Below are 26,623 nucleotides of genomic sequence, written 5' to 3'. Positions count from 1 at the left end.
AAAGATGATTTAAGAGAAGTGCGACTGAATGATATTGATCACTTCTTGGGTAGTCGGTGGCTCACCCTTATCACCCAAGTTATGAATATTTGAAGACCAATAGCCTTCAGTCTTCCAGCGAGGAGAATCACAATACAACTCAATTGTTGGCATACCTAAAATGGCAGATAAATGGGTCAAGCCTGTATCAACACCAATGGTCATCTTGGCACCTGCCACTAAGCCAAAGGCATCAGCAATTGAAAACGCATTTGGCACAATTGCTTTAGAACCCACCAAACCAGACAATGTGTACTGACCCGCCATTTTCTTCGCCAATTGCTGACTGACTTCTTTTTCTTTGTCATTGCCCCACGGCAAAACCACTTGTATACCGCGCCCGATCAGCTCTTTACCAACGGCCACCCAGGCATCGTCTGACCAACGCTTAGATTTACCAGCCGTCGCATGAAAACACATCACATAGGGTTTAGAAACATCAAAACCTAAATCGACTCGGGTGGATGCAAAACCCAACTTAGCAGCATCGACCAAAGACTGAACATAAGCTTGAGGATAAAACTGTGGAGGTGACGCCACACGATCAGGCACAGATACATCAAGTGCTGAGGCAGTCACCCAACGCGAGCGATCAACTGCATGACAATGAAACGGCACTTGTACCGCGTCAGTATAAAAACGACGAGCCCAAGGCTCGTAACCAGAAAACTCGGTCTGATTGGCCAAACCAAAGACTGAAGCAGTCTTATTGGGATTGACCAAGTGCGTCACCCAAGCAGACTTGAGCAAACCTTGGGTTTCAATGATCAGATCATAGTCAGCAAATACCCCAGACTTAAATTGCTCTTTAAAGACAATGTATTCCTGAATGCTGCGGATGAACTCACCGCGCTTCAATGCCTTTTTCCAACGACGAAACGCTAAAGGAATGATGTTGTTGATACCAGCAATAGAATCACCCGCTGGTGAAGTCAGACTCTTCAGAGGCTCCAAAAGCCCCACATAGCCCTCTTCAACGACCCAATCAATTTGGGCCTCTGGATACTTGGCACGCAGATCCCAAACGATGGGCAAATTGTGCAAAACATCACCCAAAGAGGACAATTTAACAATCAAAATCTTCATGGGCTCTATTTTCGCTTAAATACCAAAGGACTTAGGTTTTTCAGTGCGGAGACTTTAAAAGATCCATGTCGGCTTATGAGTGTAATGAAGCTTACCTTATGAGAAAGAGTAGAGAGCTTTGCTCATTTTTAAGCTCAATAAGGGAATTTAATCTTTTACTCAAACCCATTTGGATTTTGAGATTGCCAGCGCCAGCTGTCCTCGCACATTCGATTTAGATCGTACTCAACGCTCCAATCAAGCTTGTCTTTTGCCAAAGTGGGGTCAGCATAAAAAGCAGCGATGTCTCCAGCTCGACGATCAACAATCTTATAAGGTATCTTCTTATTTGAAGCTTTCTCAAAAGCCTTCACAAGATCAAGCACACTGTACCCCTTACCAGCACCTAGATTAGCGGTTATTGAACCTTTACCCGATAGCAAATAGTTTAGGGCCTTAACATGTCCTCGCGCCAAATCTACCACGTGAATATAGTCACGAACCCCAGTGCCATCTGCAGTCGGCCAGTCTCCACCGTAAACTGATAAATGGTCACGTTGACCAACTGCGACCTGGGTGACGTAAGGCATCAAATTATTAGGTACGCCACGGGGATCTTCACCAATTAATCCACTGGCATGAGCGCCCACTGGATTGAAATACCTTAAATAAGCGACTGAAAAATCATGATTAGCAATTTCAATATCACGCAATATTTGTTCACTCATATACTTACTCCATCCATAAGGGCTGGTCGACCCCAAAGGCATATTTTCTTGATATGGTATTGGATTATTAGGGTGATAAACAGTTGCAGAAGAACTAAAGACAAAATGAGTACATTTGTGCTCTTGCATCACTTCAGCCAACATCAGCAAGCCAGATAAGTTATTTTGATAATACTGAAGAGGTTTTTGTACAGACTCTCCCACTGCTTTTAATGCAGCAAAATGAATAACCGCCTTAACATTGTGAGTCTGAAATATTTTGTTTAGCGGCGCACGATCTCTGACATCACCAGAGTAAAAAACTGGCTCTTGACCACTAATTTGCTTAATTCGATTCAATACTTTGGGATTTGAATTCGAGAAATTGTCAATTCCTACCACTTGATGACCAGCTAAAAGTAACTCTACCCAGGTATGGGAGCCTATGTACCCGGTTGCGCCAGTTAAGAGAATCATTTATTTAAAAAAGAGTGCTTAATATGATTAACAAATATTTCTGGCTCTGAAATTAAGTGTTTTCTATAACCAGATAATTCGTCATTAATTTGATCAAATGAATTAAAAATTTCAATAACGAGTGCTTCAAAAACCCGATGAAAACTATCCGATAGTGTATCCAACTTAAACTTCTCTGGCAGAGGTACATCGGTTGAGTAAGCTGCAGAACCCTTTCTACTAACTATAACGCATGCACCAAGCATAGCAGCCTCTCTCGGCATCCTATCTCTCCCGGGGTGATTACCAAAATCTATATAAATCTTGGCTGACTTCATTTTTTCAACCAATTGCTCTCTTGTAAAACCTTTCAAAGGTAAAAACTTAAAGTTTGGAAATGAAGCTATTAGCTTATTTGTGATTTTTAAGCCTTTGGCTGGGTTATAAAGAATGATATTTTCCCTAGGCGAATCAATACTCTCATCAGGAGGAGTTAAGAACTTTGAATTAATGGGCTCAAATAGTAAATTTGATTTGATACCTCTTTTTGAAAGGTATGAGGCTACGTACTGACTTTGAGAAAAATGAATAGCTTTTTTAAGACCGCGGACCCCCAAGAAAGGCCTTGACCCTTTGAATGACAGCCTTAGATACCTTAATTTTTCCCGAAAGAAATTATCATTCTTACGCTGATTTTTTACCAAAAAATTATCTAACGATAGCCACCATATTGCTACTTTTGAAAACCTTACCCTGCTTAATTGCTCAGTATAAGTTTCAGGAAAAATAATTAAGTTATCCGAATCATCAATATATTGAGTTTGATCAACTTGATAGCCTTTATAAGGCTCAGGAATTTCATGGCGCTCGTTAAAAGGGTAATAGCATATGTAAGCAGGTAAGCCAAGAATTCTCATCTCATGCACGAGGTGATGGAGAGCTTCAGGGCCTCCCGTAATTAAATTTGAAGGACTTACCACTAATATTTTTTTAAACAATCCAACCCCTAATTACTTATCTAAAATTTTATTAACTAAAGCTAGAGAAGAACCCACCACTTGATCCATATTGTAATAACGATACTGAGCCAGTCTACCAACAAAGTAAACATTCTTTTCAAGCTCAGCCTTGGCTAAATATTTCTGATAAAGACTTTCATTAATGGGGTTGGGCACAGGATAGTATGGATCGCCAGAACTTTGAGAATATTCTTTTACTATTGATGTCCCAGAAACTACTTGACCCGTAATGTGTTTAAACTCGGTGATCCTAGTGAAGTCTTGCTCATTAGGATAATTCACTGTACCAACAGACTGGAATTGATCAACAGCAAAATGCTCATGCTCAAATCTCAGACTTCTATAAGGAAGTTTTCCAAAACAATTTTCATAATATGCGTCAATAGGTCCAGTAAAGATTAATTTATCAAAATTAATCTCTTTTCTATTTAAAAGATAATCAAAACTCAGTCTCACTTCGATATTTTTAGAATCAAGGATTCTTTCAAACATCGCTGTATACCCATGAGAGGGCATCATTTGGAATGTATCCGAAAAATATCGATCATCATCATTTGTTCTTGTTGGAATTCTTGCAGCGACACCAGCAGCCAGCTCTGATAAATCTAAATCCCACTGTTTTCTTGTATATCCCCTAAAAAACATTTCGCATAACTCATGACCAACGCTATTTAAAACAACATCTTCACTGGTCTTGATTTCAGTTTTTTTGACTCTCTTGGTATCGAGAAAACCTTCGACCTCTTCTTCAGATAAATTTAAATTAAAAACCTTGTTTATTGTTATACGATTAATGGGGATTGGATAGTAAGCATCTTTTTCTTTAGCAAGCACTCTATGCTCATAAAATCTCCATTCCGTAAAGCGCGAAAGGTACTCAAATATTTTTCTAGAGTTGGTGTGAAAGATATGAGGTCCATAAGGATGTATCAAAACCCCGTTTTCGTCTAAGGTATCAAAGGCATTACCTCCAATATGATTTCTTTTATCAACTACCAAGACCTTATGGCCAGCATCTGCTAGCTCACGTGCGGCTACAGCACCAGCATAACCAGCTCCAACAATCAAAAAATCGTATTTCATATTATTTCCCTTAGAATTACATAATTCTCTCACGTTAGGCCTCTATTATGACCATTACATTTGAAACAAAAGTCTGGGAAAACGACTGGGAACTTGTCCTAAAAACATCACGATTAGAGGATTTGGTGAGGCGTTGCAATCATCAATTTAACAACCGTATTTTATATATTAATAATGTAAAAAATCCTTTGGAAGTCGAAGGTTATGCCCAGCGATTGATTGACAAAGGTGTTATTGATCAATTTGTGCATGTTCACGAATATGCAGATGCAGCTTTAGCCTTTTTTAACTTGAGCAAAGAAAAACTCGGTAAAGGTTATTACTACTCAATTGCTGAACTAGTATCTATATACCTAACTGAGACAACATATCTACTTCACTTCTCAAGTGACACCATACCCGAAAAGAACATCTCATCTAATTGGCTAGATCAAGGCATTCAGGTTCTTGAAGAAAACACTCAAGTGAAAGTTTTCAATCTCACATGGGATAAAAAGTATAAAGAGGCCCAGTCAGAATCCTTTGATCAAAATCCCAATTCTTACCTAGGTTATGGATTTTCGGATCAAATGTACCTGGTTCGAACATCAGACTTTAGAGGAGCCATATATGAAGAAATCAATGCTGCATCAGAAAGATATCCTTCTTATGGCGGGGAGTTGTTTGAAAAAAGAGTTGATTCGTGGATGCGTAATCATCAATTCCTTAGGGCTACCTATAAACATGGCAGCTATCTTCATCAAAATTTCACTAAAAATCCGCTAGCAAAGAGAATTGCAATAGCTATTAACTATCCAACTTTCCTAAGTAAATAACTCTCAAATTTTTCCTGATTTTTAACTAAGTATTCAGGAAATTGCTGATCTAAACATTGAACTTTATAGGCTCTATCAGGAAACAGGACATCTCTTCCTGAATGAATGAGTTCTTTAATTTTTTCTGGTTTCTTAAATTCAGGCCTATTAAATTCTTGGTGAGCAAAGCTCTCAAGCTTCTGAATAATCTTTTCTACACCAGCCATCCATGTAAAGTGCCAACCACCATTGTTTATTTTCTGTATGAGAAATTTCTTGAAAAAGGCTCTGCGGATACCTCTGAGGACACCAGGAATCTTATAACCCCTCAAATACTCCATGCTTCCGTTAAAAAATCCTAATAGATTTTTATAAGTTGTGATCTTGGAACCTACCCAAATGACAGGCTCACCAGCAGTCTCCCATCGGTTATTTAAATAGTAGGCATACATGTATTGTTGAAAATCACCGCGGCGACCAATAGCAGGGTTGTAATTTTTAATTGTTTCTGGCCGTGGAATCTCATCGACATCAGACAAAAGAATCCAATCATCTGGATTTGCATCAAAAAGGCCGTTAATTAAGTAATCTCGCTGCCATCGCTCATTGCGCCATGCATCACAGGTATCAAATGGATAGTCTCTAACAACCAAGTGTCGGATTTTACTTTTGTATTTTTGAAACTTTTCCAGGTCAAAATAAAGAGGCTTCGGTAAGCCTGAAATAGTTAAAACTGATTCGCAAACAACAAAATAATCAACCTTATCCCACAAGGTCTCTAAACGAAGTTCTAACAAAAGATCTTCATTAAAGTAACAAAAGCAATCGTAGACTTTGGGGGGCAGTGTAATTACTTGATTATTCATATATAAATTATAATCTTCAAATGATTAAGAATATTACCCAATTCTCGTCTCTGGAGATTTTTGACCTTCTTATAAAAGCAATACTGCTTGCATCCCCTGTATTTTTAATGACGACCAAGGGGTGGACTAATGGCTTGTTGTTTTTGCTGTTCACTCTTACATCGATTGGCTTAATAAGGTCCAAATCTCTAATTCCAAAAGTCTTTGATCAAAGCCAAAAAAAATCTGTCAAATTAATCATTGCATCTTTAGCTGCTGGTTTTTTAGCAATTCTTATCACTCAAGGATTGCGTGGCGAACTCCTCCTGAAAGCATTTGATGCGCCCCTGAGAATGCTTCTTTGCATTCCCATCTTTCTTTATTTGTGCCATAAACCACTCAATTTAGTAAAAGCTTCACCATATGTATTGTCATTATCATTCTTAGCAACTTTTATTTATTTACTCCAACACCCTGAAGTTCCAGCTTTTTGGGGCGGCCGATTTGCTACCAAGCCTGTTGACCCAAATGCTTTTGGTGTCTACTCCACACTAACATTATCCTTACTGCTCTTCTCTATAAGCTTGAATAATCCTCTGAATCAAAAATTAAGATTATGTATTGCCACTCTTGGATTAGCGCTTGGAACATACCTAGTTATTGGCTCTGGAACTAGAGGGGCTTGGCTTGCCATACCTTTTTTGTTAATAGCCTGGGGAGCAATAAATGTTAAAAATAATCTGAAGTTAACTCTCTTACTAAGCGGATTATTGTTGGTAACTACCTGGATTGGTTACTCAGCTTTCACCAACTTTCAGGCACGAATTGACTCAGGATTTCATGAAATTCATTCTTGGCTTTTCACAACAGCTAAAGATACCAGCGCAGGCATTAGACTTAGCATGTGGCAAGTCACTTGGGAGCTTCTCCAAAAAAACCCCTTTCTAGGTTACGGAGATTCAGGTTATCAACATTTGTTAAATGATCAAAATCTCACTGGAAACTACAGTCCGATTGTTCTTGAAACAATTGCAAAAGCAGGTCCACATAACGAGTATATTGCCAATGCACTCAGATCTGGCGTCTTTGGTGGCTTAGCAATTGTTGTCACTCTTTTTGTTCCTTTTTATGTTTACTTAAAATCCCTCTCTCGATCACCAGGAACTAGTATTAAAACCTTTAATAGCAATCACCTTGGTCTAGCACTATTTGTATGCTTAACAATTTCATCTATGAGTGTTGAAATTTTCAATTTGAAGTACACAAGTAGTTTTTATGGTTTACTCATCGCTATGATTTACTCACAAACTATTGCGGAGAAGTCTTCTAATTCATGAATAAAAATAAATACTCTCTGACCTTTGCTTGCTACAACTCGGTTGAATACACCAAGCTATGTGTTGATAGCATGATTGCTCATGGCACCCCTTTGGATCGCTTGGTCGTTGTTGACAACGGCTCTAAAGATGAAACCCGTGACTACCTCAGCACCCTCCCCTTGGGCGGAAGAATATTCAATAACCAAAATTTAGGATGTGGCGTAGCCTGGAACCAAGGCGCCTTGCATTTACAGTCCGAGTGGACCATTGTGATGAACAACGATGTATTGGTCTCACCCAACTGGATTGAAAACCTCATCGGCGCTGCAGAAAGTCAAAACCTAAAAATTGTCTCTCCAGCACTTATCGAAGGTAAGCTGGATTATGACTTTACTTCTTTCGAAAAAGAAGCTCAAGCCAAAATGAAAAACGAGCACCGCATCGGTGCTCGTCATGCTGTATGTTTGGCCATTCATGAATCAGTCTGGATGGATATTGGATACTTTCAACCTGTGCCGAAGCTACTGGGTTATGAAGATACCATGTTCTTCCATGAAGCCAAGAAGGCTAACCTAAAAATGGCGATGACAGGAGCCTCATGGTTACACCACTATGGCTCAATCACTCAAACCGCTATGAAACTAGAGCGTGGTTTAAAAGAAAATCAGAACCTGCCTTACAGATATAACTACCGTCTTCTCAACCAATCTTGGTTAGAGCGCAAGATGACAAAAATCAGACGAAAACGTCAAGAAAGAACTTGGCGCGATGAAGAGGTCGCCAAGTACGGCATTTCGATGCATGGCATTCGAGAAAATACCAACTTTAGGTGGCTGTAAAGATTAGCAGATGTTTAACCATCTGCATTATCAAAGCGCCACTAGATATCCTAACGACGTTGATTGATAATTAGCCAGGCCGGAACCTTAAACAGAACTAAACGTCTATAAAGCAATATGTATGAGACTAAAAATAATAGCGTAAAAGCACGTAAAGCCCAAACATTATCCCAAAATAAAACTGCTGGAATTACCGCTAAGGAAGTTAAAACCCAGAGATATGGCGCAGTCAAAGAATTCCTAATAACAATATCTCTGGAATCATTTGATGAAACCTCCCATCTCACAATCCGTTTATAAATCATCTGATGTAAATGAGCAGCATCTGGCATTCCTGGATGGGTTCGTTGAATGATAATTCTGCGATAAATTGTAAATAAAGTTTCAACAATTGGATATGCGCACAACAACAATGGAAACCATTTAGAAACTTCGGAATGACGAGCAGTTAATAAAATTGACAGCTCTGCAATCCAAAATCCAATTAAGTAAGCACCACCATCTCCCAGAAAAATCAACCCTCTGGGATAGTTGAAAATCAAAAAACCAAGAATTGCACCCATCAACGCAAGGGCTGCGATCATTATTGAAAAATCACCCAGCTGAAATGCAACATAAAAAATTCCACCAAGAATAATAAATCCAACCATACTGGATAGACCGTTATAACCATCTATGATGTTAAAAGCATTTGAAACACCTGCCACTGCAAAGCACGTAATTAAAATTGAAACCATTGGGTACGCGAGAATTAGGTTATCAATTCCAAAAATTTGTAAGCTTAATAACCAAGATTCCAAAAAATATCCAGCCATCAAGGCTGAAAAAATAACTGCTAACAATCTAATTTTTATACCAATACGTTTAGTCAAATCCTCAAGCAATCCAAATAAAAATGCTGGCATTGCAGACATCAGCAATAAAAAGCAGAAGTTTGCAACATCCGGATCTTTTAAATAACGCACAAAAAAGGCCCCAGTAAGGCCAAAAACTAATGCAACGCCTCCTATACGGGGCACTGGATTAGCATGAAATTTTTGCACTCCATTCAAGTCATAATCTGCACTGAATGAATTATGCAAAAAGCTATATCTCACCAGAAAGAGAGTAAATAGAAGGCTTAAAAGGAAGGCGAACGCTAGCGCTGACATTCTTTGATTATCTCAGATTGCTTAAACAAGAACGTGAACGTAAACACTGTCTGACATAATGAATAATTAATCATGAAATTCACTTCTTGGGCAATGAAAATGAGTGTTTATAAAAATAACGAAAAAGACTAAAGAGATGCCAATATAAATGATTGGGCTTATATCGACTAGCTCTTTGCGCTTCATGGACCACGTAAGCCGATGGTTTTCCAATTACTTTAGAACCAATTTTCCATATTCTTGTACAAATATCTGCATCTTCACAGTACATAAAATATCGCTCATCAAACCCCTTCACCAAGTCATAAGTCTCAGAATTAAATAACATGAACATTCCCGCAACCCAGTCAGGTTTTATATCAGAGTCTTGATGAGAAATTGAATATGTAGCACGGTTTAATCCAATCACTCTTTTGATCAATCCTAATGGAGTTAAGAAAAAACGCATACTATCTTCAGGGGAAGAATTTGGTTGCACCACCAGCGGAGCAACAAGCCCAATATCTTTATCCTCGAGTACTTTAAGTAAGTCAGGGAAAGGATTATTATGAAACGTAATATCTGGGTTTAAAACGCAAAATTTAGTAGATTTAAGTTTATTAAATGCTTGATTATGATTAGCTCCAAACCCCATAGGCCTGTCATTTTTAATCAATACAACACGTGAATCTGCAAATTTTGGAGTACTTTCTGGAATATTCAGGGTTAATATAAGCCTATCAACCTCAGGAAAAGTCAGAATTTGCCTAATCAAGCCTATAACCATGTCGCCATGACCGTGACTGACAATTGATACAACTAACATTAAAGCTTACCCAATTTTCCAGCCCAGCCATCCAAGATAGCCATAACGAATAGATTTCTATTTTTTTCACTAAAACGCTTATCTGTTCTTAACCATATAGCAACTCCAACACAGCTTGCCCATATCAATGCCAATAATGGCCATGAGCAATAGTTTCGCATTGTGATGAGACGATTTCTTACATTATAAAAATGCTTTTGAGAAAACTCTCCGTGTCGCAATCTTGAACCCTGAGGTCGCAAATGATCAATCTTACTACCTGGAACCAGCTTTAAACGCCAACCATTTCTTTGGATACGGAGTGAATATTCGGTATCGTCATACGCCAAGAAATAATCTGTATTTGGCAAGCCAATTGTTTTAGGAACAATAGACCTCACGAAAAATCCCACAAACGAACCTGTTTGAATCTCAACATCAGCCTTATATGCGGATACTGGCAAACTCGACTCAAATCCAAAAAGAAAATTTATATTTCTACGATGAGCTGTTGCAATTGCATCATATTCATAAACGCAGCCACATAATGCTCCAATATTTTCTTCTGAAGTTTTTGTAGCATCAATTAATTTTTCTAAAGCATCAACTCTTGGAATGGCATCATCATCCATCAGCCATATCCAATCGGTATCGAGTTTTAATGCCTCATAGATACCTTGTGAAAACCCACCTGCCCCCCCAGTGTTTTCACTTAAACGAATAATTTTTAGATTTGGATGAGGGGCTAGCACATCTATAGCCGGTAAGGGACCAGCATTATCAATCACTATGATCGTGTTGGGCTTCACTGTTTGATCTAACAAGGCCTGAACAACCAACTTTAACTCTTTGGGACGATTGAATGTCACAACAACTGCAGCTACTTTATTCATGGATATTCCTATTTGGCTTGCTTACATCAAGGGCATTGAAAGGAAGTACCATTAAACTGCCCTAAATTAAAAAATATTCTTAAAAAAGAGTGGTTGACGAAGATACAAAAACCAACACATTGCAACTGTAATCACTAATTCTGTCAACAAAACACTGATGGCAGTACCTTGTGCACCCATTAAAAACGACATCGGTATAGCCAGCCCTATATTCAACACCCCCGAAATCAGTAGAATTTTCTTGAATGCTTGATTGTACCCAAGAGACACCATTCCCTGAATTCCAAAAATATTAGATAGCCCGGTTAAAAAAATTAAAGGGGACAGCCAAAGAATAACTGAAGTAGCAGTTTCTGAATCTTCACCAATTAGCAACAGCATAATTTGAGGGCCAAAAATAAATAAGCTAACGGAAGCAACTAATGTTAATGATCCCTGCCAGAGTAGTAGAAATCGAAATATGGCAATTCCATCATCCAAATCTTTACTAAATGCATGACTTATCTTTGGGAAAAAGACTTGTGAAACCGGTTGATAAATTCCCTGCAAGGCCCTGATGATCAACATTGCGCTAGAAAATATCCCAACAGTCGTTGGATTCACCATAAGCCCAAGAATTACAATATTACTATTTGTATAAAGACTAACTGAGGCCGTTGAAATAAATAAAGGCCAGCTATCTTTTAATGTATAAAAAATATTAATTTTTTCAAGAACTGGAAAATCTATTCGATTCAGCCTTAAAAGATAAACAAAAATAGATAGTGAAGCTAAAAAATTAAATATTCCATAAATTGATATGGCTAGAGTTAAATGATCAGGGTCATTTACAGTTAGCCACACTACAGGAACTGTCAAAAACTTAATAAGTGTATTTATTAAGGCAACCCTGCCTAATTGCTCCTGACCTTGGAAAAAAAATATCGGGGAAATTGCTGATGCGCAAACTGCTAAAAATGCCCATCGATATACATTTGGCGATATATCAAAAAGCAAACATCCCAACTCTAAAATGATGTAAGAAATTCCACATAAAAACGACCGGGTAAAAATTGTTGTCCAAAATACTTGCGAAACAATCTCGCGATCATGGCGATGCAAAGACACTTGTCTGGTGGCATAGAGAATAAACCCCCAATCAGTCAAAAGAATAAAATACTGAATTACTGCATAGATAAAGGAAAAAGTTCCATATCCAGAAATGCCAAGCGAACTAATAAGTATTGGTAGCAGAGCAATGGGGACCAAGAAGTTGCCCGCCTGCAAAAAAAATGCACCCGATAAATTACTCAGATTAACGTACCTTTTACTCATAACGTCTCCAAGCAAATTTATAGTAATTCTTTCTAAAAAATTAATAGGATATTGAATATTTGCTATATGGTTTAATCGTCACACGTTGAAAGGAATTAAAACTTTGGCGCATCATTCCAGGTTAAACCAGCCGCATCCTTTGGATTAAGTACTGGCCGCATTCCAAGATTAGGCCATTGGATATTCAAAGTTTCATCATTCCAAACAATACACTTTTCGCTCCCTGCATGCCAGTAATCAGTTGTTTTGTACAAAAACTCAGCGGTCTCAGACAGCACCAAAAATCCATGAGCAAACCCCGGAGGCACCCATAATTGTTTTTTGTTCTCTGCTGATAGCTCGACACCCATCCATTTACCAAACGTTAGAGATGACCTTCTAAGATCAACAGCTATATCGAACACAGCACCATGACATACCCGAACTAACTTACCCTGCGTTTGTTCCATTTGGTAATGAAGACCACGCAACACACCCTTTTTAGAGGATGAATGATTATCTTGAACAAAACTAACTGATTTACCTACTGCAGCAGAAAAGTCTTTTTCGTTAAATGATTCAAAAAACCAACCGCGATCATCGCCAAAAACTGTTGGCTCAATCACTAAAACATCAGGTATTGAAGTAGGGGTCGCAGTTATAGGCATTAGTTGTTCTTCACTTTAATTTACTTTAATTTTTACTGAATGGATGAAACTCTTGGCTATTCTAAACACAAGCTTGAATACAAAAAGTTAAGACAATCGCTCAGTCAACATTTTCTCTAAATACTGACCATAAGCATTTTTCTTCAGTGGCGCAGCCAATTTAAGCACATGCTCAGCGCTGATCCAGCCTTGGCGATATGCAATCTCTTCTGGGCAAGCCACCATCAAACCTTGACGCTTCTGAAGTGTTGCAATAAAGCCTGCTGCATCTAATAAAGAATCATGTGTGCCCGTGTCCAACCAGGCAAAACCACGACCCATGATCTCAACTTGAAGTTGATTCATTTTTAAGTATGCCTCATTCACAGCTGTGATTTCTAATTCACCACGAGCACTTGGCTTGATAGATTTAGCAATGTCGCACACTTGCTGATCATAGAAATACAAACCAGTGACAGCATAGTTACTCTTTGGCTTCACAGGCTTTTCTTCAATCGATAAAGCCTTAAAAGAATCATCAAATTCAACAACCCCATAACGCTCAGGATCGTTCACGTGATAGGCAAATACTGTGGCACCTGAAGTTCGTTGATTGGCAGAATGTAATTGATTGACTAATTCATGGCCATAAAAAATGTTGTCACCCAACACTAAAGCTGAAGGGTTATTACCCACAAATTCTTTACCGATGATGAATGCTTGCGCCAAACCATCAGGAGAAGGCTGTACAGCGTACCGAATATTCAAACCCCATTGAGAACCGTCACCCAATAACTCAGTAAAACGAGGCGTATCTTGCGGTGTTGAAATTAATAAAATATCTTTGATACCAGCCAACATCAATGTTGTAAGTGGGTAATACACCATCGGCTTGTCATACACCGGCATCAACTGCTTAGAAACGGCTTGAGTCACTGGATACAAACGTGTACCAGAGCCACCAGCAAGGATGATGCCTTTACGATTATTCAATGAATGTTTGCTCATTGTTGTACTTTCTCAATATTTTTTATATTTTCTTATATTAATAGTGAACTAGCTTTTTAAAGAGTTTGACACATATTCTTTAACATATGCTTCTACTTGTTTTTGCCAATGTGGATATTGACCAGTAAAAGCCATCTCAGAGAGAGCCTTCTTTAACTTAGCACTACTTAATCGGGAGTTATAAGGTCTTTTTGCAGGCACAGGATAATCACTCGCGGGTATTGGCAAGATATTCTCAGACCTCACTTCAATGCCTTCACCACAACTGGCTGCAGTTTCTATCGCAAATACAGCTAGACCGTGCCATGAAGCTTCACCATCAGGTACTGCATGATAGATTCCTGATTCAACTCGAGACCCAGCCATTTGAACACCTATCTCGGCCAACCATTGGGCTGATGTCGGAGCACCTACTTGATCAGCCACCACTTTCAATTGATCTCGCTCAGCAGCCAAACGCAATATCGTGCGAATAAAGTTACCACCATCGCCATACACCCACGATGTTCTCAAAATGAAATATCTTGCAAACTTATCAGCGTAACTTGTGTGACCAGAGTTATGGGCTAAGTTGAATACCTCTTCAATCGCCCGTTCGCCTGCCAACTTACTCTGGCCGTAGATATTTAAATTCTCAACGGGCCCAACTGGATCAGTTTCAAAGTAAGCATCTTTTTTGGTATCTGCAAAGACGTAATCGGTTGAATAATGAACCAAAATGCCATGAGCTACATTGGCAATGTAACTAGCCATCACAGCGGGTGCCCTGGCATTGATAGCAAAAGCATGGTCTCGTTCACCTAAATTCTCAGCCTTATCAACAGCTGTATAAGCAGCCGCATTGATGATTACTTGGGGCTGATAACGATTTAATACCTTAACAATAGAAGACTCACTCGTTAAATCACAATCAGCACGACCCAAGAAAACAGCGGGTACCTTCAGATCTTTTAAACAAACTTGCAAAGCTCTACCTACCTGTCCATTTCGTCCAAATACCAAAACAGGTCGGCTGTGATCTAGAAGTTCAAAGGATGAGTAAGACATATAAGGGTCAGCAATTAGCTATTAATTATTAGTCATTAGAATGAACAACCAGCAATCAATCATCATTGATCAGTTGGATTGCTGTATTGTTTTTGCACCCAATCACGATAAGAGCCACTGAGAACTCCATTAGTCCACCCTTGGTTATCAAGATACCACTGCACTGTTTTACGTATACCCGTCTCGAACGTTTCAGCGGGTTTCCAGCCTAATTCACGCTCAAGTTTAGTGGCATCAATCGCATAGCGACGATCATGGCCCGGGCGATCTTTGACATAAGTAATTTGTGATGCGTAAGAAGTCCCATCAGCCTTTGGACGTAAGCTATCCAAAATCGAGCAAATTGTATGAACAACGTCTAGGTTTGGTTTTTCATTCCAACTACCCACGTTATAGGTCTCACCTAACTTACCTGCTTCTAATACACGACGAATAGCTGAGCAATGATCCTTCACATAGAGCCAATCACGGATTTGCTGACCGTCGCCATAAATAGGCAAAGGTTTACCAGCGAGGGCATTCAGAATCACTAGAGGAATCAATTTCTCTGGAAAGTGATAAGGGCCGTAATTATTAGAGCAATTGGTAGTTAAGACTGGCAAGCCATAGGTATGGTGCCAAGCACGCACCAAATGATCAGATGCTGCCTTAGATGCAGAGTATGGACTGTTCGGTTCATACGGATTAGTTTCTGAGAAAGCAGGGTCCGCTGGAGACAAAGATCCATAAACTTCATCAGTCGACACGTGTAAGAAACGAAAGGATTTTTTTTCTGATTCTGGCAAATCTGACCAATAAGCACGAACTGCTTCCAACAAATTAAATGTACCCACCACATTGGTCTGAATAAAGTCACCAGGGCCATGAATCGAGCGATCCACATGGGACTCAGCAGCAAAGTTCACAACTGCGCGAATGGAATGCTTTTTAAGTAAAGACAGAACTAACTCGTAATTACTAATATCACCATGCGCAAACACGTGACGAGTATCAGAAGACAAAGACTGTAGAGTGGTCAAATTACCTGCATAGGTTAATTTATCAAGATTAACCACACCTTCAGCTGAAGGATTGCCCAACCAATCCAACACAAAATTGCCGCCGATAAACCCTGCACCGCCTGTGACTAGGATCATAATTTACTTACTTAAATGAATAATCATGATTTTCTCACAGGAAGGTACTATTTGAATATTTTTCAAAGCTTGAAATGAAGAGATCGTTGACAACAGTAAATCACCTAGTTCAGCGATATATAAATGCTTCTTCTGTTTACGACACACATGTTTTTAACAAATAAGTCGCCGAATTAAATCATGCCAAACCATTGATTCTTATTTAGAAAATAGTTATTTCATTTCACTAATTTCCTGGATTCTTTTGAGGCGCGCGCAACTACCTTCATAACTTGATGTACCTGATTTTTACTGAACTCGATAAAACCATCTTAGAGAGATCGGTAGCTATTCAACTCTTAGCTTACCGTGCCATCCTGATAATCGTTATCTTTTCTACTAATGCTATCGAAATAAATACCGAATTGTTTTCCAAAGCCTAATACGAGGACGCAACTCATCATAGTTAATTATGTATATATTTGTCTAAAAATTGATTAATCCGTATTTTTTGGCGCTCATAGACCCCAAGATTTTGCAGCTAATCGGATTTCTCTGGGACTTTTTGTAACACATCCATGGCAACTAAATCCTCACTTTAGATCACTTTAGCTTTGATGAGTCGATAGTAAAGAATCGGGTCTGGAGCAGTTTGACGGCCACTAGCGATATAGATGCAATTGAAAAAATGCTTCACTTGCGCCCACCAGAAAATAGCTGTCTGCCAAGTAAAGCATTCCACTGCCTGGCCATGGGATATCTATAAAAGTGACAGGAAGTCAATTGAGATAGTTTTCTTGAGAAACATAGAAATCAACCTCTTGAAATAAAAGAAGTCCGATGGCAACGACTCTCTAAGCTCTAGCTCTAGGATACCCATCATTTTTATTATTAGGGCTTCCCAGTCTAAAACAAGCGCTGTAATGGAATATTTAGAAGGAACTCATGAAATTGAATCTGATGATAAAGACAACTTTATCTCCCAATGATTAGGATATTGAAAATCTTCACAAGACACAAAATTAAGATATAAACTCGAGCGGAATTGACATTGGAAGTAAAGTATTTGCATCGACATACGCATAAGTCATTAAGGCACGAAGAATTAATCTATTACCGTCTCCAACTGAAAATACTTCATGTGAGATTGTAATTTTTGCGTTTTTAATCTTGAGAATTGCAGTTTTAACCATTAACTCAGAGCGCAAACGGGCTGGCCCAATAAAATTTACATCCATAGTATGCACCACAAGCATGGCTCCATATCTATTATTCAAGCTCTGAAGGTCCATCCCAAGACGCTCCGCCAAGTCTTCTCGTGCCGCAGTCAATATTTCAAGATATTTGGGATGAAAAACTAAACCTGTTGCATCTGTATCCCTCATTGAAACTGTATACAAGAATTCATGCCAAGTATTTAACTTCAATAATTGCATTTACTTAACGAAGAATCCTAACAAAATCACCTATATCTGAATCAAGAATCATTCCAGTCTTTACTAATTCCCTAATCACGACGTAAGAATCATTAATGACGACATCACGCTCTATTTTTACCTCTTTAGTAATTCTGCAATTTCCATGAATATAGACATTGTTTCCAATAACAACCCCTTGCTCTAAAATTACATTGGGGCCGATAAAACAGTGATTGCCAATTTTTACCTCATGTTCAATCATGACATTAGGAGCAACAATACTATTAAAACCTATCGATACATTACTATCAATTAATACGTTTGAATATATAACTGAGGCCATTCCAATCTTCACGCCAGGCGAACAAAGAGCCTTCGAACAGATCAAAGGTTTCAATCTAACTCCACACTCCATCAGTTTGGCGAATAGCGTTAATCGAGCTTGATTACTAAAATTTCCATTAGAAATCAAATAATTATCATCCTCCCCTGAAAATGCAATTTGAGACAAATCAAAATTAAAGCCATCATCAGACTTTAACTCAATAATTTTTCCATTAGATTGCTCAATGTCATCAAGGAAAGCTGGCAATAAATAGGGATTTGAAATTAAATAATTCTTCATTTTTTTTGACCAAGTTTTTTTAAGCCGTAAAAGCTTTTTTCATGAGCACCATAATAATAATTTTTTGGCTTTTGTTTTACCTCAGATATTGATTCAACTGCATCCCAATCTTCATTTAATACCTTTGACGCCCCCTTAAGCGTTTCAGTCAAAAAACTAATTCGGTTAGATGCGGGAAGTAAAGATGAGGAAACCCAAAATGTATAAATTATTACTTCAGTTTTACTTACAGGAATATAAGATTCATACGAAAAGGTATTGCCGCTATTCGGAGTTAAAAAATGCAGGAAAGGAAAAATATGCCCATTTACGTATCCCGACAGAGGAAAATTTCCACCTTCAGCGTTGTTCATATCCTGATTTTTTTGACTACCTATTTGTTCAATGTTTGCCTTAACAAAATCTTCTACCCCATCCACAGAAAAATCTTTAGGGTAATCTTTAAAATTAATGTCAAAATTTTTGTTTAGTGAATTTTTATGTAAAAAAGTTGGATGAACACGGTCATAAAGATTTTCAAAAATTAGCTTCCAGTTAAATTTTTTTTTATTTACTGTTAATGAGAAGGGTGGGCTTGAATACTGATTGAATAATTTCAATTGCTCAGAAACCTCAGAGGCGGGATAAAGTGCATTTTGAGAATCGTTCTTACCAAAATAACCCCAAACACATCCATCCTGCACCCTAATTTCACAAAATTTTTCTAAAGATACCTCATCCTTATTTAGGTGATAGCATTTATCATTCCAAGGAATGTTTTTTAAGGCAAGATCTCCGCCATAAAGCCATCCATGATATTGACATCTTGTTTCGGAGTTACCTATTGGATCTAAAAAAAGTTTATGCCCACGATGCATACAAACGTTATTAAAACTAACGATTTGATTATCTGAGACCCTTTTTAAAACAATCTCTTTTTCAAAGCCTTTGAATACGAAATAATCATTCTCTTTTTTTAAAATGCTCTCAGGGCACAAAAAAATCCAATACTTATTTAAAATATTACTTAGCTCTTCATTAAAATAATCTTCATCAAAATAGTCATTTGGATTTACTTGATAGCCAACCTGATTATTCAAAATAAACCTCATCTCGCATATAAATTTGCTGCTCCATGATGTAATTCTCGTAATCGCCGTGAGCGAAATGCTCTTCAGACATTTTCGCCTCCATACTTTTTTGCAACCTATCAAGAACTATCTCATCCTCTCTAATTACATTGCGCTCAATCTCCAAAAGATTACAAAGCAAATCTTTTGATTCAAATTTTTCCAAGATTTCTGGAAAAGAGACATTTAGTCGATACAGGAACTTATTTGGAGACATAGGTAGATACTGCTGAACCACATAATGAGTACCGCTTACGGAGTACATATTTACATTTGGAAATAAAAATATATTTTGGAAACAGTTATCAGGTTGAGTAATTTTTATAAATTTAGTCCACCATCTTTGAGATGCCGATACTGAGAATTCACCTCTTTGGATAAATGACAACTCTTTCAAAGTGGTTTTTTTATAAAATTCTCCCGGCACTTTATCGGACTTCTTCATTAAGATGGTTGCCGCCTGCTCAAAACCCAATAGAGGCTTAAAACTTTGCTCGTGAACATAGTAAGGGTGAAGAAAATCCTTCACATTTTCCATATTCAATTTCCAGTTGAAATTTGCTTCAAATTCTGAAGTTATTGATGCACTTAACTCCTCGTAACTACTTAAAGTTTCAATAACCTCCTTAGAAAATTGCAAATCAATAGGTATTGGGTTGCAACCAATGAATATAAATATGAATGGTCCAATTGTTGTTAAAGGGTAAGTCTTTAAAGATTTTCCACATGAATCTTTTTCGCCGCCATTATTAAACCATTCAATATTTGATACCCCCGTTAAATCGCCACCATCGCGAAACGACCAACCGTGGTACTTACATACAGGCGCACCATTTCCAAATTTCTCAACAACTAGAGGACCTCCTCGGTGAGGACATACGTTTAAGTAAGCCCTTAGTTTTCCAGCGATATTATGGACAACTATTTCCTGATTAAAAATTTGTAGAGTAAAGAAGTCACCCGGGCTTTTAACTGAATTAGTAAAACCACTGAGATTCCAAACCCTGTTAAAAAGATTTTCTTTTTCCTTATAAAAATATGATGCTTCCGTATACCATTCCGGCCTGAATATTGCTGACTTCATTTTGGTTGCCTATTAGCTATCATTTAATTATGCGGGCAGGATTTCCTAAAACTGTTGCACCATCCGGAACATTTCTAAGAACCACAGAGCCAAGCCCTATGGTGACGTTATTTCCAATTTTTATATCGCTAGCTATAAGTGCGCCAGCATGAATAATAACTTCGGAGCCAATAATTGCTCTACCACCAACAAATACTCCACGCCCTATGTGCGAATAATCACCTACTGTAACATGGTGACCAATAGCACAATTTGTATCTAGATATACATGGTCACCAATTTTTACAAAAGCAGAAATAGATGCGTTAAGCTGAATAACGGTCGACCCAAAAATAGACCCTTCACCAATGTTACATTTAGTTACTATTGGAATAAATCTACATCCCCTGGCAATAAGAGCAGAAACCAACTGCTTCTTAAGAACCATATCGCCAATAGCACTACAATAAATTGCTTTGCCATGGATAGGAGCATCCTCTACCCCCCCAATTACTGGGACCCCCCCAATTAACATGCCTTTTTTTTCAACTCTTGAATCTATAAAACCAGCAATTGACCACTCTTTTTGATAGGCTGAATCTTTTTTTAGGAGATCCAACACTTCCACACCAAGGCCGCCTGCTCCAACAATATATAAGTAATCCATGTCAACTATGCCAGGGGCATCCACCCGTCATTAAAAGATCAGTGCCGGTAATATACTTTGACTGATCCGACATAAAGAAGGCGCAGGCTGCCGCCACATCATCCACCTCACCTAAGCCAAGTGGATAACCTTTTTCAACTTCGTTCAGCCACTCTTGTTCGGAATCCAAAAAAATAGGTGTTCTAACCATCGCAGGAGAAATTGCATTAATCCTAATTTGACGCTTAGATAGTTCTCTTCCTAAAACCCTGACGCTTGATGATATTGCTGCTTTGGAGGCTGAATACGGGACCAACCCCTCGATCCCAATATGCGCCGAAACCGAGGATATAGCCACTATTGAAGATCCTGTGTCGATTTTTTTATTTCTAATCATCTCTTTAATGAAATTCAAAAAACCCATTAAATTTGTATCAAAGACTTCATTAACTTGCTTGTTAGTTATGGTATTGATTGGGCTTTTCCCACGCATGCCTGCAGAATAGATAAAGCCCGAATAGGGTATCTCGACACCTTTGATAAAATTTCCTATAGCAGTGGGGTCTGTTGCATCCAAGCTCACCTGCATTACTGAAGGTAGATTAGAAAGTTCATCAGCAGAACCCCTTCGCGATAAAGCGTGAACATTTGCACCCAACTCAGCCAAACCCTGCACAATCCCCTTGCCAATTCCAGAAGAGGCGCCAACAACTAAAAAATATTTGCCGCTCAAATCAATAAAGCTCTTCATAGTAAAGCCGTCTTCTTTAAATTGAGTCCTGAATCAGAAAGCAGTGTAGTTCCTGACATCCACTTAGATGCAGCACTTAATAAGTAAAGGACACCCCCAGAAACATCTTCTGGATAGGGGACACCCAGAGGGGCAAGAGCCTTGATGGTATCGGGCACGTTGTTAGTTTTTAGTAGCTCAGTTTCAACATACCCAAAGGCTATAAAATTTACTCGGATATTTCTACGAGCCACATCGGCACCTACACTTCTAAAAGCAGCTTGCATTGCCCCCTTTGAACCACAATATGAACTAGATGCAGCAGTGTCATAAAATACACCACTGGCGGTATTCACTACAACTGAAGCTCCAGCCTTTACTTTTCTTTGCTTATAAAGATCTTGGAAAAGAAAAAATGGGGAGAAAAAATTAAGCTCAAATAATTGCTTCATTTCATCTTCGTTAACTAAGTTAAATGGCTTAATTTTTCCAGATGCTCCCGCATTTAAAAAGATGCCGTCAAAAGAATCTGGTGAATTTTCTAGGATCAGCCCCCTAGACTCTGACGAAGATAAGTCAGCAATAATTGGATGGAAGTTTGCATTCAAGCAAAGGGATTCATCAAAACTCGTCCTAGCAACACCCCAAACTTCAGCACCATGGCTTAGTAAGGCTTTAACAACAGCCTCCCCAATACCGCGGGAGCTTCCAGTTACCAAATACTTCTTGGCATTGAAATCAAACAGCTCTTTCATTTTTTATTTAATCTCAATAGGAGGAGGACAGAAAATCTTATCAGTTTCGAAGTAGAGAGTTCCCCAACTGAGTCCGATTCCAAAACCACATGTTAGCCACTTTACCTTACCTTCAGAGGTTTCTTTTGAAAGATTTCCAGTGATTGTCATGGGGATAGATGTGGAGCTAGTATTGCCATAATTTTCAAGCGAAAGTGGCCATTGTTCTGGTACACCACCCACCTTAAATTTAATAGTGTCATTGATCATTTTATTTGCTTGATGCATAACAAAATAATCAATATCTGCCACATTTTTTCCTAATGAAGCCAGTACGCGGTTGATTGATTCGGGGGCCTTGTTAACAGAAAAGTTCATAATGGCTGGGCCGTCCAATTTGACATCCATGGGGGAGCGTGTAATACCATCCTCTCCTGTTATGGGCTGTAAGCTGTCAGCTCCAAAAGGATGACGACGACCACCATGGGGAATAATAATCTTGTCATAGCCGGAACCATCAGTATTGCCCTCAAAGTACATATCTGAGGCACCTTCTTCAAACTCTAATGCTGTAGCCGAGCAAGAATCGCCAAACAAAACTTCCCAACCATTATCTGCAGAGCCATCAGAGCCGGATTGATCTCCAATAATGGCAATGACTCGCTTAAAGCGTTTTTTGCCAATCATTGATGCGCAAGTAAAGAGCCCATAGGTATACCCAGAGCAACCTAAGTTAATATCAAATGCCGAGACTGAAGTTGGCAATCCAAGTCTATCCTGCAAAATACAGGATGTTGCGGGTATTGTGTACTCTGGCGACTGGGTTACTAAAATTAAAGCATCAATCGAGTCACCTTCCCAACCAAGGCCATCCAACAAATACTCAACACTTTTTTGAGCTAGATCAGAAAAAATCATTCCATTACGACATATATGTCTGTAGCGAATTCCAATGTGCTTAATTAAACGTTGACGTTGTCTTAATTGATCCTCGGGCACATCTAAATTATCAATATACGCCTCTGGCACAACCGTGACGATGCCTCTGACTGCTACATTTTCGATTATGGATATAGTCATTATTGCTTGGTTGCAAATTTATGCAATCCACCCATAGTGCTCAAACGCATTACATCATCACCAGATGCCGTAATGCCAAACTGCGTCTCCAGCATAACAATCACACCCAACATTGCTAGTGAATCAAAATCTGGGATTTTATCCAATTCGGTATCTTCGGCCAAAACAGGCTCTTCAATAAAGTCACATGCTATTAAAAACTCTTGTTTAAATTCTTCGAAATCCAATGCCGTTTCTCCCTAAAAATACAAAAAACCTAAAAATTTATCTGTTTTGATTATAACAACTATAAACTTACAAACAAGATACAAGTAAGATCAATCTAGCTAGACCTAATAAGTGAGGGCCTATTTTCACACCCAAGTCTTATGGAAATCTTATAATAATCTTACGGCAGCAGAATAAAGCTGTATAAATCCCAAGACCAAACAGTCTTTTCCAATTCATCCGCAAGTCAATTTGCAACTCAAGTTTGGACTTATAACTACTCAAAAGTACTTTGTTTAGAGGATCAACCTCCTGCTTGATCAGCTGGGAGAGCACCTCTATTGTTTTTTCCGCCTGAATCTTCGAGGGCTGACCAGACCAAACGCCAGCAGAGTGAATTCTATAAGCCATAGCATCATGCGGCAAATAAACACCGGCACCCTTAGACAAAAGAGAGAGGATCAGTGGGTAGTCACCAAGCGAGAGTCCAAAATAGGGCTCTGGAATTTTTGGGTAGTAAATTCGATGATAAACAATAGTTCCCATTTGAATAAAGTTACCCAATGCCAAATGCCAGTAACGAAGTACTTTATTAGACTTTGTGTTTAATTTTTGCAAACGATTTAACCCGGCTTCACTTAAATGTAAATAATTTGCTGCCGTAAAAATGCAGTCAGGATGACTCTCTAAATACTGCACACTTTTTGCCAAGTGCTCCAGATTCAGCCAATAATCATCCCCCTCCAATATGGCAATATATTTACCAGATGCGCGAGTCAATAATTTATTTATATTTTTAAGCCCGCCCTCATTAGAGGCCCATTTATATAAATGAATACGAGGATCAATCTGAGCTAACTTCTGTACTATTTCAGAAGTTCGATCCATTGAACAATCATCACCCACCAAAATTTCGATATCAAAGTCAAATTTTTGATTGGAGACACTATCTACACATGCCTGTATAAATTCTTCCTGCTGAAATGTAGGAATAAGGATACTTACCAATAATTGGCTAGACATCATTGAGTATTTGAAAAATCTTATCAACCGAACAAAAATCTATACCCCGATAAAAAGGGATACCTAAAGTTACCGAAGCAAGTTTAAGAGTGTTGCTTAAAGAGCCCATAGATTTGTAACTCTTAAAAGCGGGCTGCAAATGACAGCCACTCTCCCACCAATCTCTTGTGGAAATATTTTGGGTCAAAAGTTGACTCTTCTTATGTCTTTTTAAATTTTCATCAGAAAATCTAATAACGCAGCTAGATGAAATCCAATTTGAACCCCACCCATTTTGGAATTGGAAGGTATCGCTATCTGTTTTATTATTTAAGTACTGCGTGGCCTGCACAAAATATCCGCTTCTAGTCTCCGCCCACAAATCTAGCGCGGCAAGTCCTATTGCGGCATGAAACTCAGACAATTTCCCATTAACACCTAACGTCCTAGACTCTCGACCACCCATAAAGCCAAAATTACTATAAGCCCTAGCATTAGCAATTAACTCTTCATCCAAACCAAGAAGTGCTCCCCCCTCACCAATGCCAAAACTTTTAGTTGCATGCATTGATATCACCGTTGGAAACTGAATCTGCTGAACCGCATCAAATCCCGCAGCACAATCACAAAGAACCTTCATGCCAAAATGTTCTGAGAGTTCTTTAAAGCCACTTAAATTGAGTGGCGCACCAAATGGAGAAACAATTAATACTACAGATGTTTTTTTAAGTATTTCTTCAGAAACCGAATGTAAGATTTCTGCGTTTAATTGCATTGTAGTTTCATCAACATCAACAAAGATTGGTATCAATCCCGCAGCAACTACTGCCTGAGCAGAGGCAGAAAAAGTCCAAGATGGTAAAAGACAATAAGGGCGCTGAGCAATTTTTAAGCTATGCAATGCAGCAACCAGGGCCATAGTGCCATTTGAGAATAACTCTATTTGACTTGGCTGAAGAAGAAAATAGTCAGACAGCCTTTTCGAAAAAAGATCATGGAGGGGTCCAAAATTGGAATACATCTGATTGGACTCTACCATCTCCAGATATGGCAAATAGGCAGACAGTGGAGGCACAGAAGGGCGGAAAAGACTTATAGACATAAATAATTCTAAACTTCGTAAAGCCTACAGAAAAACCAGAATCTTTTTTCGCAAATTCATTAATAATAAATAAAGTGCAGCCAAAAAAGTTAGGGATGAACCCAAGCCCCACCAAAAGAGATGGTGGTCAAAGGATTGGGGTGAAAAAATCAGAGAAATGAGCTCAAAGAAAATATAAAAGGGATTGGCCATAAAGATATAAACTAGGTCTGACTTGATCATGTGGACCGAATACAGGATGGGCGAGATCCAAAAAAGCATTTGGAAAATGATGCCCAGAATTCGGCCAAAATCTTCTAGGATCGAAGAAACCACCAAAAGACAGTTGGTTACAGCTAAGGTATACAAAGCTAATAATAAGGATAAAAGAATGAGCAGCGCGCTCTTTTCAAAAGAAATATTAAAAGCGAGCGCTAAAACCAAAAAAGAAACAATAAAGGATGCGTATTGCAGCAAGCTCTCACTAATCATTACCGTTGCTGGGTGTAAATACGAGCTCTTAATAATCGTACCGTAATTTTTTAAGGCTTCGGTTGATTGCAAAATAGCATTACTAAAGAAAATAAAAAAGATCGCATTTATGCCCTTCATGCCATCAGCATGGACTTCACCACCAATAATCTTGCCAATAAAAAGCTCAATTGAAAAAGCTGTCACCAACATCGGCACTAAGCTAATTGCAAAACCGAGTATGGTGTTTTTCTTCTGAAGCGACAAAAGTAAAAGCGTAAAACTCTTAATTTGCTTGGAATTAAATTCTTGTGCCATATTTAAAAAATATATATATATTTTCATTCATGAAA

The 26,623-nt window shown here is 38.5% G+C and carries 28 protein-coding genes; 3 read left to right on the top strand and 25 right to left on the bottom strand.

What is annotated here, in order from left to right; translation table 11 throughout:
• Positions 1-9: 9 nt before the first annotated feature.
• The 4 genes from waaC to glf all read right to left on the bottom strand — a co-directional run bounded on the left by waaC (position 10) and on the right by glf (position 4,369).
• Complete coding sequence (gene waaC / locus AOC33_RS03820; protein ID WP_089515242.1) at positions 10-1,125, bottom strand: lipopolysaccharide heptosyltransferase I; 1,116 nt, start codon at positions 1,123-1,125, stop codon at positions 10-12.
• 155 nt (positions 1,126-1,280) lie between these two features.
• Complete coding sequence (galE, locus tag AOC33_RS03815) at positions 1,281-2,288, bottom strand: UDP-glucose 4-epimerase GalE (RefSeq protein ID WP_089515241.1); 1,008 nt, start codon at positions 2,286-2,288, stop codon at positions 1,281-1,283.
• The gene (locus tag AOC33_RS03810; protein WP_089515240.1) at positions 2,285-3,265 is read right to left on the bottom strand and encodes a hypothetical protein; all 981 of its coding nucleotides are present in this window, start codon (positions 3,263-3,265) and stop codon (positions 2,285-2,287) included. Before AOC33_RS03810 ends, galE begins: the two co-directional genes overlap by 4 nt.
• Positions 3,266-3,277: 12 nt before the next feature.
• On the bottom strand, positions 3,278-4,369 hold the full coding sequence (gene glf, locus AOC33_RS03805; protein ID WP_089515239.1) for a UDP-galactopyranose mutase: 1,092 nt from the start codon (positions 4,367-4,369) through the stop codon (positions 3,278-3,280).
• Positions 4,370-4,416: 47 nt separating this feature from the next.
• Between glf and AOC33_RS03800 the strand changes: the two genes are divergently transcribed.
• A complete protein-coding gene (locus AOC33_RS03800; RefSeq protein ID WP_219349895.1) occupies positions 4,417-5,184 on the top strand; it encodes a hypothetical protein in 768 nt (255 codons plus the stop codon).
• On the opposite strand, the gene AOC33_RS03795 is transcribed toward AOC33_RS03800, so the two are convergent.
• Positions 5,160-6,029 (bottom strand): glycosyltransferase family 17 protein, encoded by an 870-nt coding sequence (locus AOC33_RS03795; RefSeq protein WP_089515237.1) that lies wholly within the window; start codon positions 6,027-6,029, stop codon positions 5,160-5,162. The genes AOC33_RS03800 and AOC33_RS03795 overlap by 25 nt on opposite strands.
• A 20-nt stretch (positions 6,030-6,049) precedes the next feature.
• Between AOC33_RS03795 and AOC33_RS03790 the strand changes: the two genes are divergently transcribed.
• A complete protein-coding gene (locus AOC33_RS03790) occupies positions 6,050-7,345 on the top strand; it encodes an O-antigen ligase family protein (RefSeq protein WP_089515236.1) in 1,296 nt (431 codons plus the stop codon).
• Positions 7,342-8,166, top strand: a complete 825-nt coding sequence (locus AOC33_RS03785; protein WP_089515235.1) for a glycosyltransferase family 2 protein — start codon at positions 7,342-7,344, stop codon at positions 8,164-8,166. The genes AOC33_RS03790 and AOC33_RS03785 overlap by 4 nt, the downstream gene beginning before the upstream one ends.
• Positions 8,167-8,216: 50 nt before the next feature.
• On the opposite strand, the gene AOC33_RS03780 is transcribed toward AOC33_RS03785, so the two are convergent.
• The 20 genes from AOC33_RS03780 to AOC33_RS03685 all read right to left on the bottom strand — a co-directional run bounded on the left by AOC33_RS03780 (position 8,217) and on the right by AOC33_RS03685 (position 26,588).
• Entirely contained in the window at positions 8,217-9,317 is a 1,101-nt protein-coding gene (locus AOC33_RS03780; protein WP_089515234.1) for an MraY family glycosyltransferase, read from the bottom strand.
• Positions 9,318-9,396: 79 nt separating this feature from the next.
• Positions 9,397-10,122: a glycosyltransferase family protein gene (locus AOC33_RS03775; RefSeq protein ID WP_089515233.1), complete on the bottom strand. Its 726-nt coding sequence runs from the start codon at positions 10,120-10,122 to the stop codon at positions 9,397-9,399.
• Positions 10,122-10,994 carry a glycosyltransferase gene (locus tag AOC33_RS03770; RefSeq protein ID WP_089515232.1) on the bottom strand — a complete coding sequence of 291 codons (873 nt, stop codon included), beginning with the start codon at positions 10,992-10,994 and terminating at the stop codon, positions 10,122-10,124. Before AOC33_RS03770 ends, AOC33_RS03775 begins: the two co-directional genes overlap by 1 nt.
• 66 nt (positions 10,995-11,060) lie before the next feature.
• Positions 11,061-12,308, bottom strand: a complete 1,248-nt coding sequence (locus AOC33_RS03765) for a flippase (RefSeq protein ID WP_089515231.1) — start codon at positions 12,306-12,308, stop codon at positions 11,061-11,063.
• Between the two features lie 95 nt (positions 12,309-12,403).
• Complete coding sequence (gene rfbC / locus AOC33_RS03760; RefSeq protein WP_219349894.1) at positions 12,404-12,955, bottom strand: dTDP-4-dehydrorhamnose 3,5-epimerase; 552 nt, start codon at positions 12,953-12,955, stop codon at positions 12,404-12,406.
• An 87-nt stretch (positions 12,956-13,042) separates the two neighbouring features.
• Positions 13,043-13,942 (bottom strand): glucose-1-phosphate thymidylyltransferase RfbA, encoded by a 900-nt coding sequence (gene rfbA / locus AOC33_RS03755; RefSeq protein ID WP_089515230.1) that lies wholly within the window; start codon positions 13,940-13,942, stop codon positions 13,043-13,045.
• Positions 13,943-13,990: 48 nt separating this feature from the next.
• A complete protein-coding gene (gene rfbD, locus AOC33_RS03750; protein WP_089515229.1) occupies positions 13,991-14,989 on the bottom strand; it encodes a dTDP-4-dehydrorhamnose reductase in 999 nt (332 codons plus the stop codon).
• Between the two features lie 62 nt (positions 14,990-15,051).
• A complete protein-coding gene (gene rfbB, locus AOC33_RS03745; protein ID WP_089515228.1) occupies positions 15,052-16,125 on the bottom strand; it encodes a dTDP-glucose 4,6-dehydratase in 1,074 nt (357 codons plus the stop codon).
• Positions 16,126-17,126: 1,001 nt separating this feature from the next.
• A complete protein-coding gene (locus AOC33_RS03740; RefSeq protein WP_089515227.1) occupies positions 17,127-17,540 on the bottom strand; it encodes an acyl-CoA thioesterase in 414 nt (137 codons plus the stop codon).
• Between the two features lie 4 nt (positions 17,541-17,544).
• Positions 17,545-18,147, bottom strand: coding sequence for an LbetaH domain-containing protein (locus tag AOC33_RS03735; RefSeq protein WP_089515226.1), 603 nt, complete (start codon positions 18,145-18,147; stop codon positions 17,545-17,547).
• Positions 18,144-19,226 carry an aromatic ring-hydroxylating oxygenase subunit alpha gene (locus AOC33_RS03730; protein ID WP_180738091.1) on the bottom strand — a complete coding sequence of 361 codons (1,083 nt, stop codon included), beginning with the start codon at positions 19,224-19,226 and terminating at the stop codon, positions 18,144-18,146. Before AOC33_RS03730 ends, AOC33_RS03735 begins: the two co-directional genes overlap by 4 nt.
• Positions 19,219-20,340 (bottom strand): aromatic ring-hydroxylating oxygenase subunit alpha, encoded by a 1,122-nt coding sequence (locus AOC33_RS03725; protein ID WP_089515224.1) that lies wholly within the window; start codon positions 20,338-20,340, stop codon positions 19,219-19,221. Before AOC33_RS03725 ends, AOC33_RS03730 begins: the two co-directional genes overlap by 8 nt.
• A gap of 19 nt (positions 20,341-20,359) precedes the next feature.
• Complete coding sequence (locus AOC33_RS03720; RefSeq protein WP_089515223.1) at positions 20,360-20,986, bottom strand: acetyltransferase; 627 nt, start codon at positions 20,984-20,986, stop codon at positions 20,360-20,362.
• Between the two features lies 1 nt (position 20,987).
• A complete protein-coding gene (locus AOC33_RS03715) occupies positions 20,988-21,716 on the bottom strand; it encodes an SDR family NAD(P)-dependent oxidoreductase (protein WP_089515222.1) in 729 nt (242 codons plus the stop codon).
• The gene (locus AOC33_RS03710; protein ID WP_089515221.1) at positions 21,713-22,450 is read right to left on the bottom strand and encodes an SDR family NAD(P)-dependent oxidoreductase; all 738 of its coding nucleotides are present in this window, start codon (positions 22,448-22,450) and stop codon (positions 21,713-21,715) included. The genes AOC33_RS03715 and AOC33_RS03710 overlap by 4 nt, the downstream gene beginning before the upstream one ends.
• Before the next feature lie 3 nt (positions 22,451-22,453).
• The gene (locus AOC33_RS03705; RefSeq protein WP_089515220.1) at positions 22,454-23,509 is read right to left on the bottom strand and encodes a ketoacyl-ACP synthase III; all 1,056 of its coding nucleotides are present in this window, start codon (positions 23,507-23,509) and stop codon (positions 22,454-22,456) included.
• The gene (locus tag AOC33_RS03700; protein WP_089515219.1) at positions 23,509-23,736 is read right to left on the bottom strand and encodes a phosphopantetheine-binding protein; all 228 of its coding nucleotides are present in this window, start codon (positions 23,734-23,736) and stop codon (positions 23,509-23,511) included. Before AOC33_RS03700 ends, AOC33_RS03705 begins: the two co-directional genes overlap by 1 nt.
• 139 nt (positions 23,737-23,875) lie before the next feature.
• Positions 23,876-24,742: a glycosyltransferase family 2 protein gene (locus AOC33_RS03695; protein WP_089515218.1), complete on the bottom strand. Its 867-nt coding sequence runs from the start codon at positions 24,740-24,742 to the stop codon at positions 23,876-23,878.
• The gene (locus AOC33_RS03690; protein WP_281252754.1) at positions 24,732-25,757 is read right to left on the bottom strand and encodes a DegT/DnrJ/EryC1/StrS family aminotransferase; all 1,026 of its coding nucleotides are present in this window, start codon (positions 25,755-25,757) and stop codon (positions 24,732-24,734) included. Before AOC33_RS03690 ends, AOC33_RS03695 begins: the two co-directional genes overlap by 11 nt.
• Before the next feature lie 87 nt (positions 25,758-25,844).
• Positions 25,845-26,588, bottom strand: a complete 744-nt coding sequence (locus tag AOC33_RS03685; RefSeq protein ID WP_180738090.1) for an ABC transporter permease — start codon at positions 26,586-26,588, stop codon at positions 25,845-25,847.
• Positions 26,589-26,623: the final 35 nt, after the last annotated feature.

The organism is Polynucleobacter cosmopolitanus (genome assembly GCF_002224225.1).
GTDB lineage: Bacteria > Pseudomonadota > Gammaproteobacteria > Burkholderiales > Burkholderiaceae > Polynucleobacter > Polynucleobacter cosmopolitanus.
This window is presented reverse-complemented; position numbering and strand designations above follow the sequence as displayed.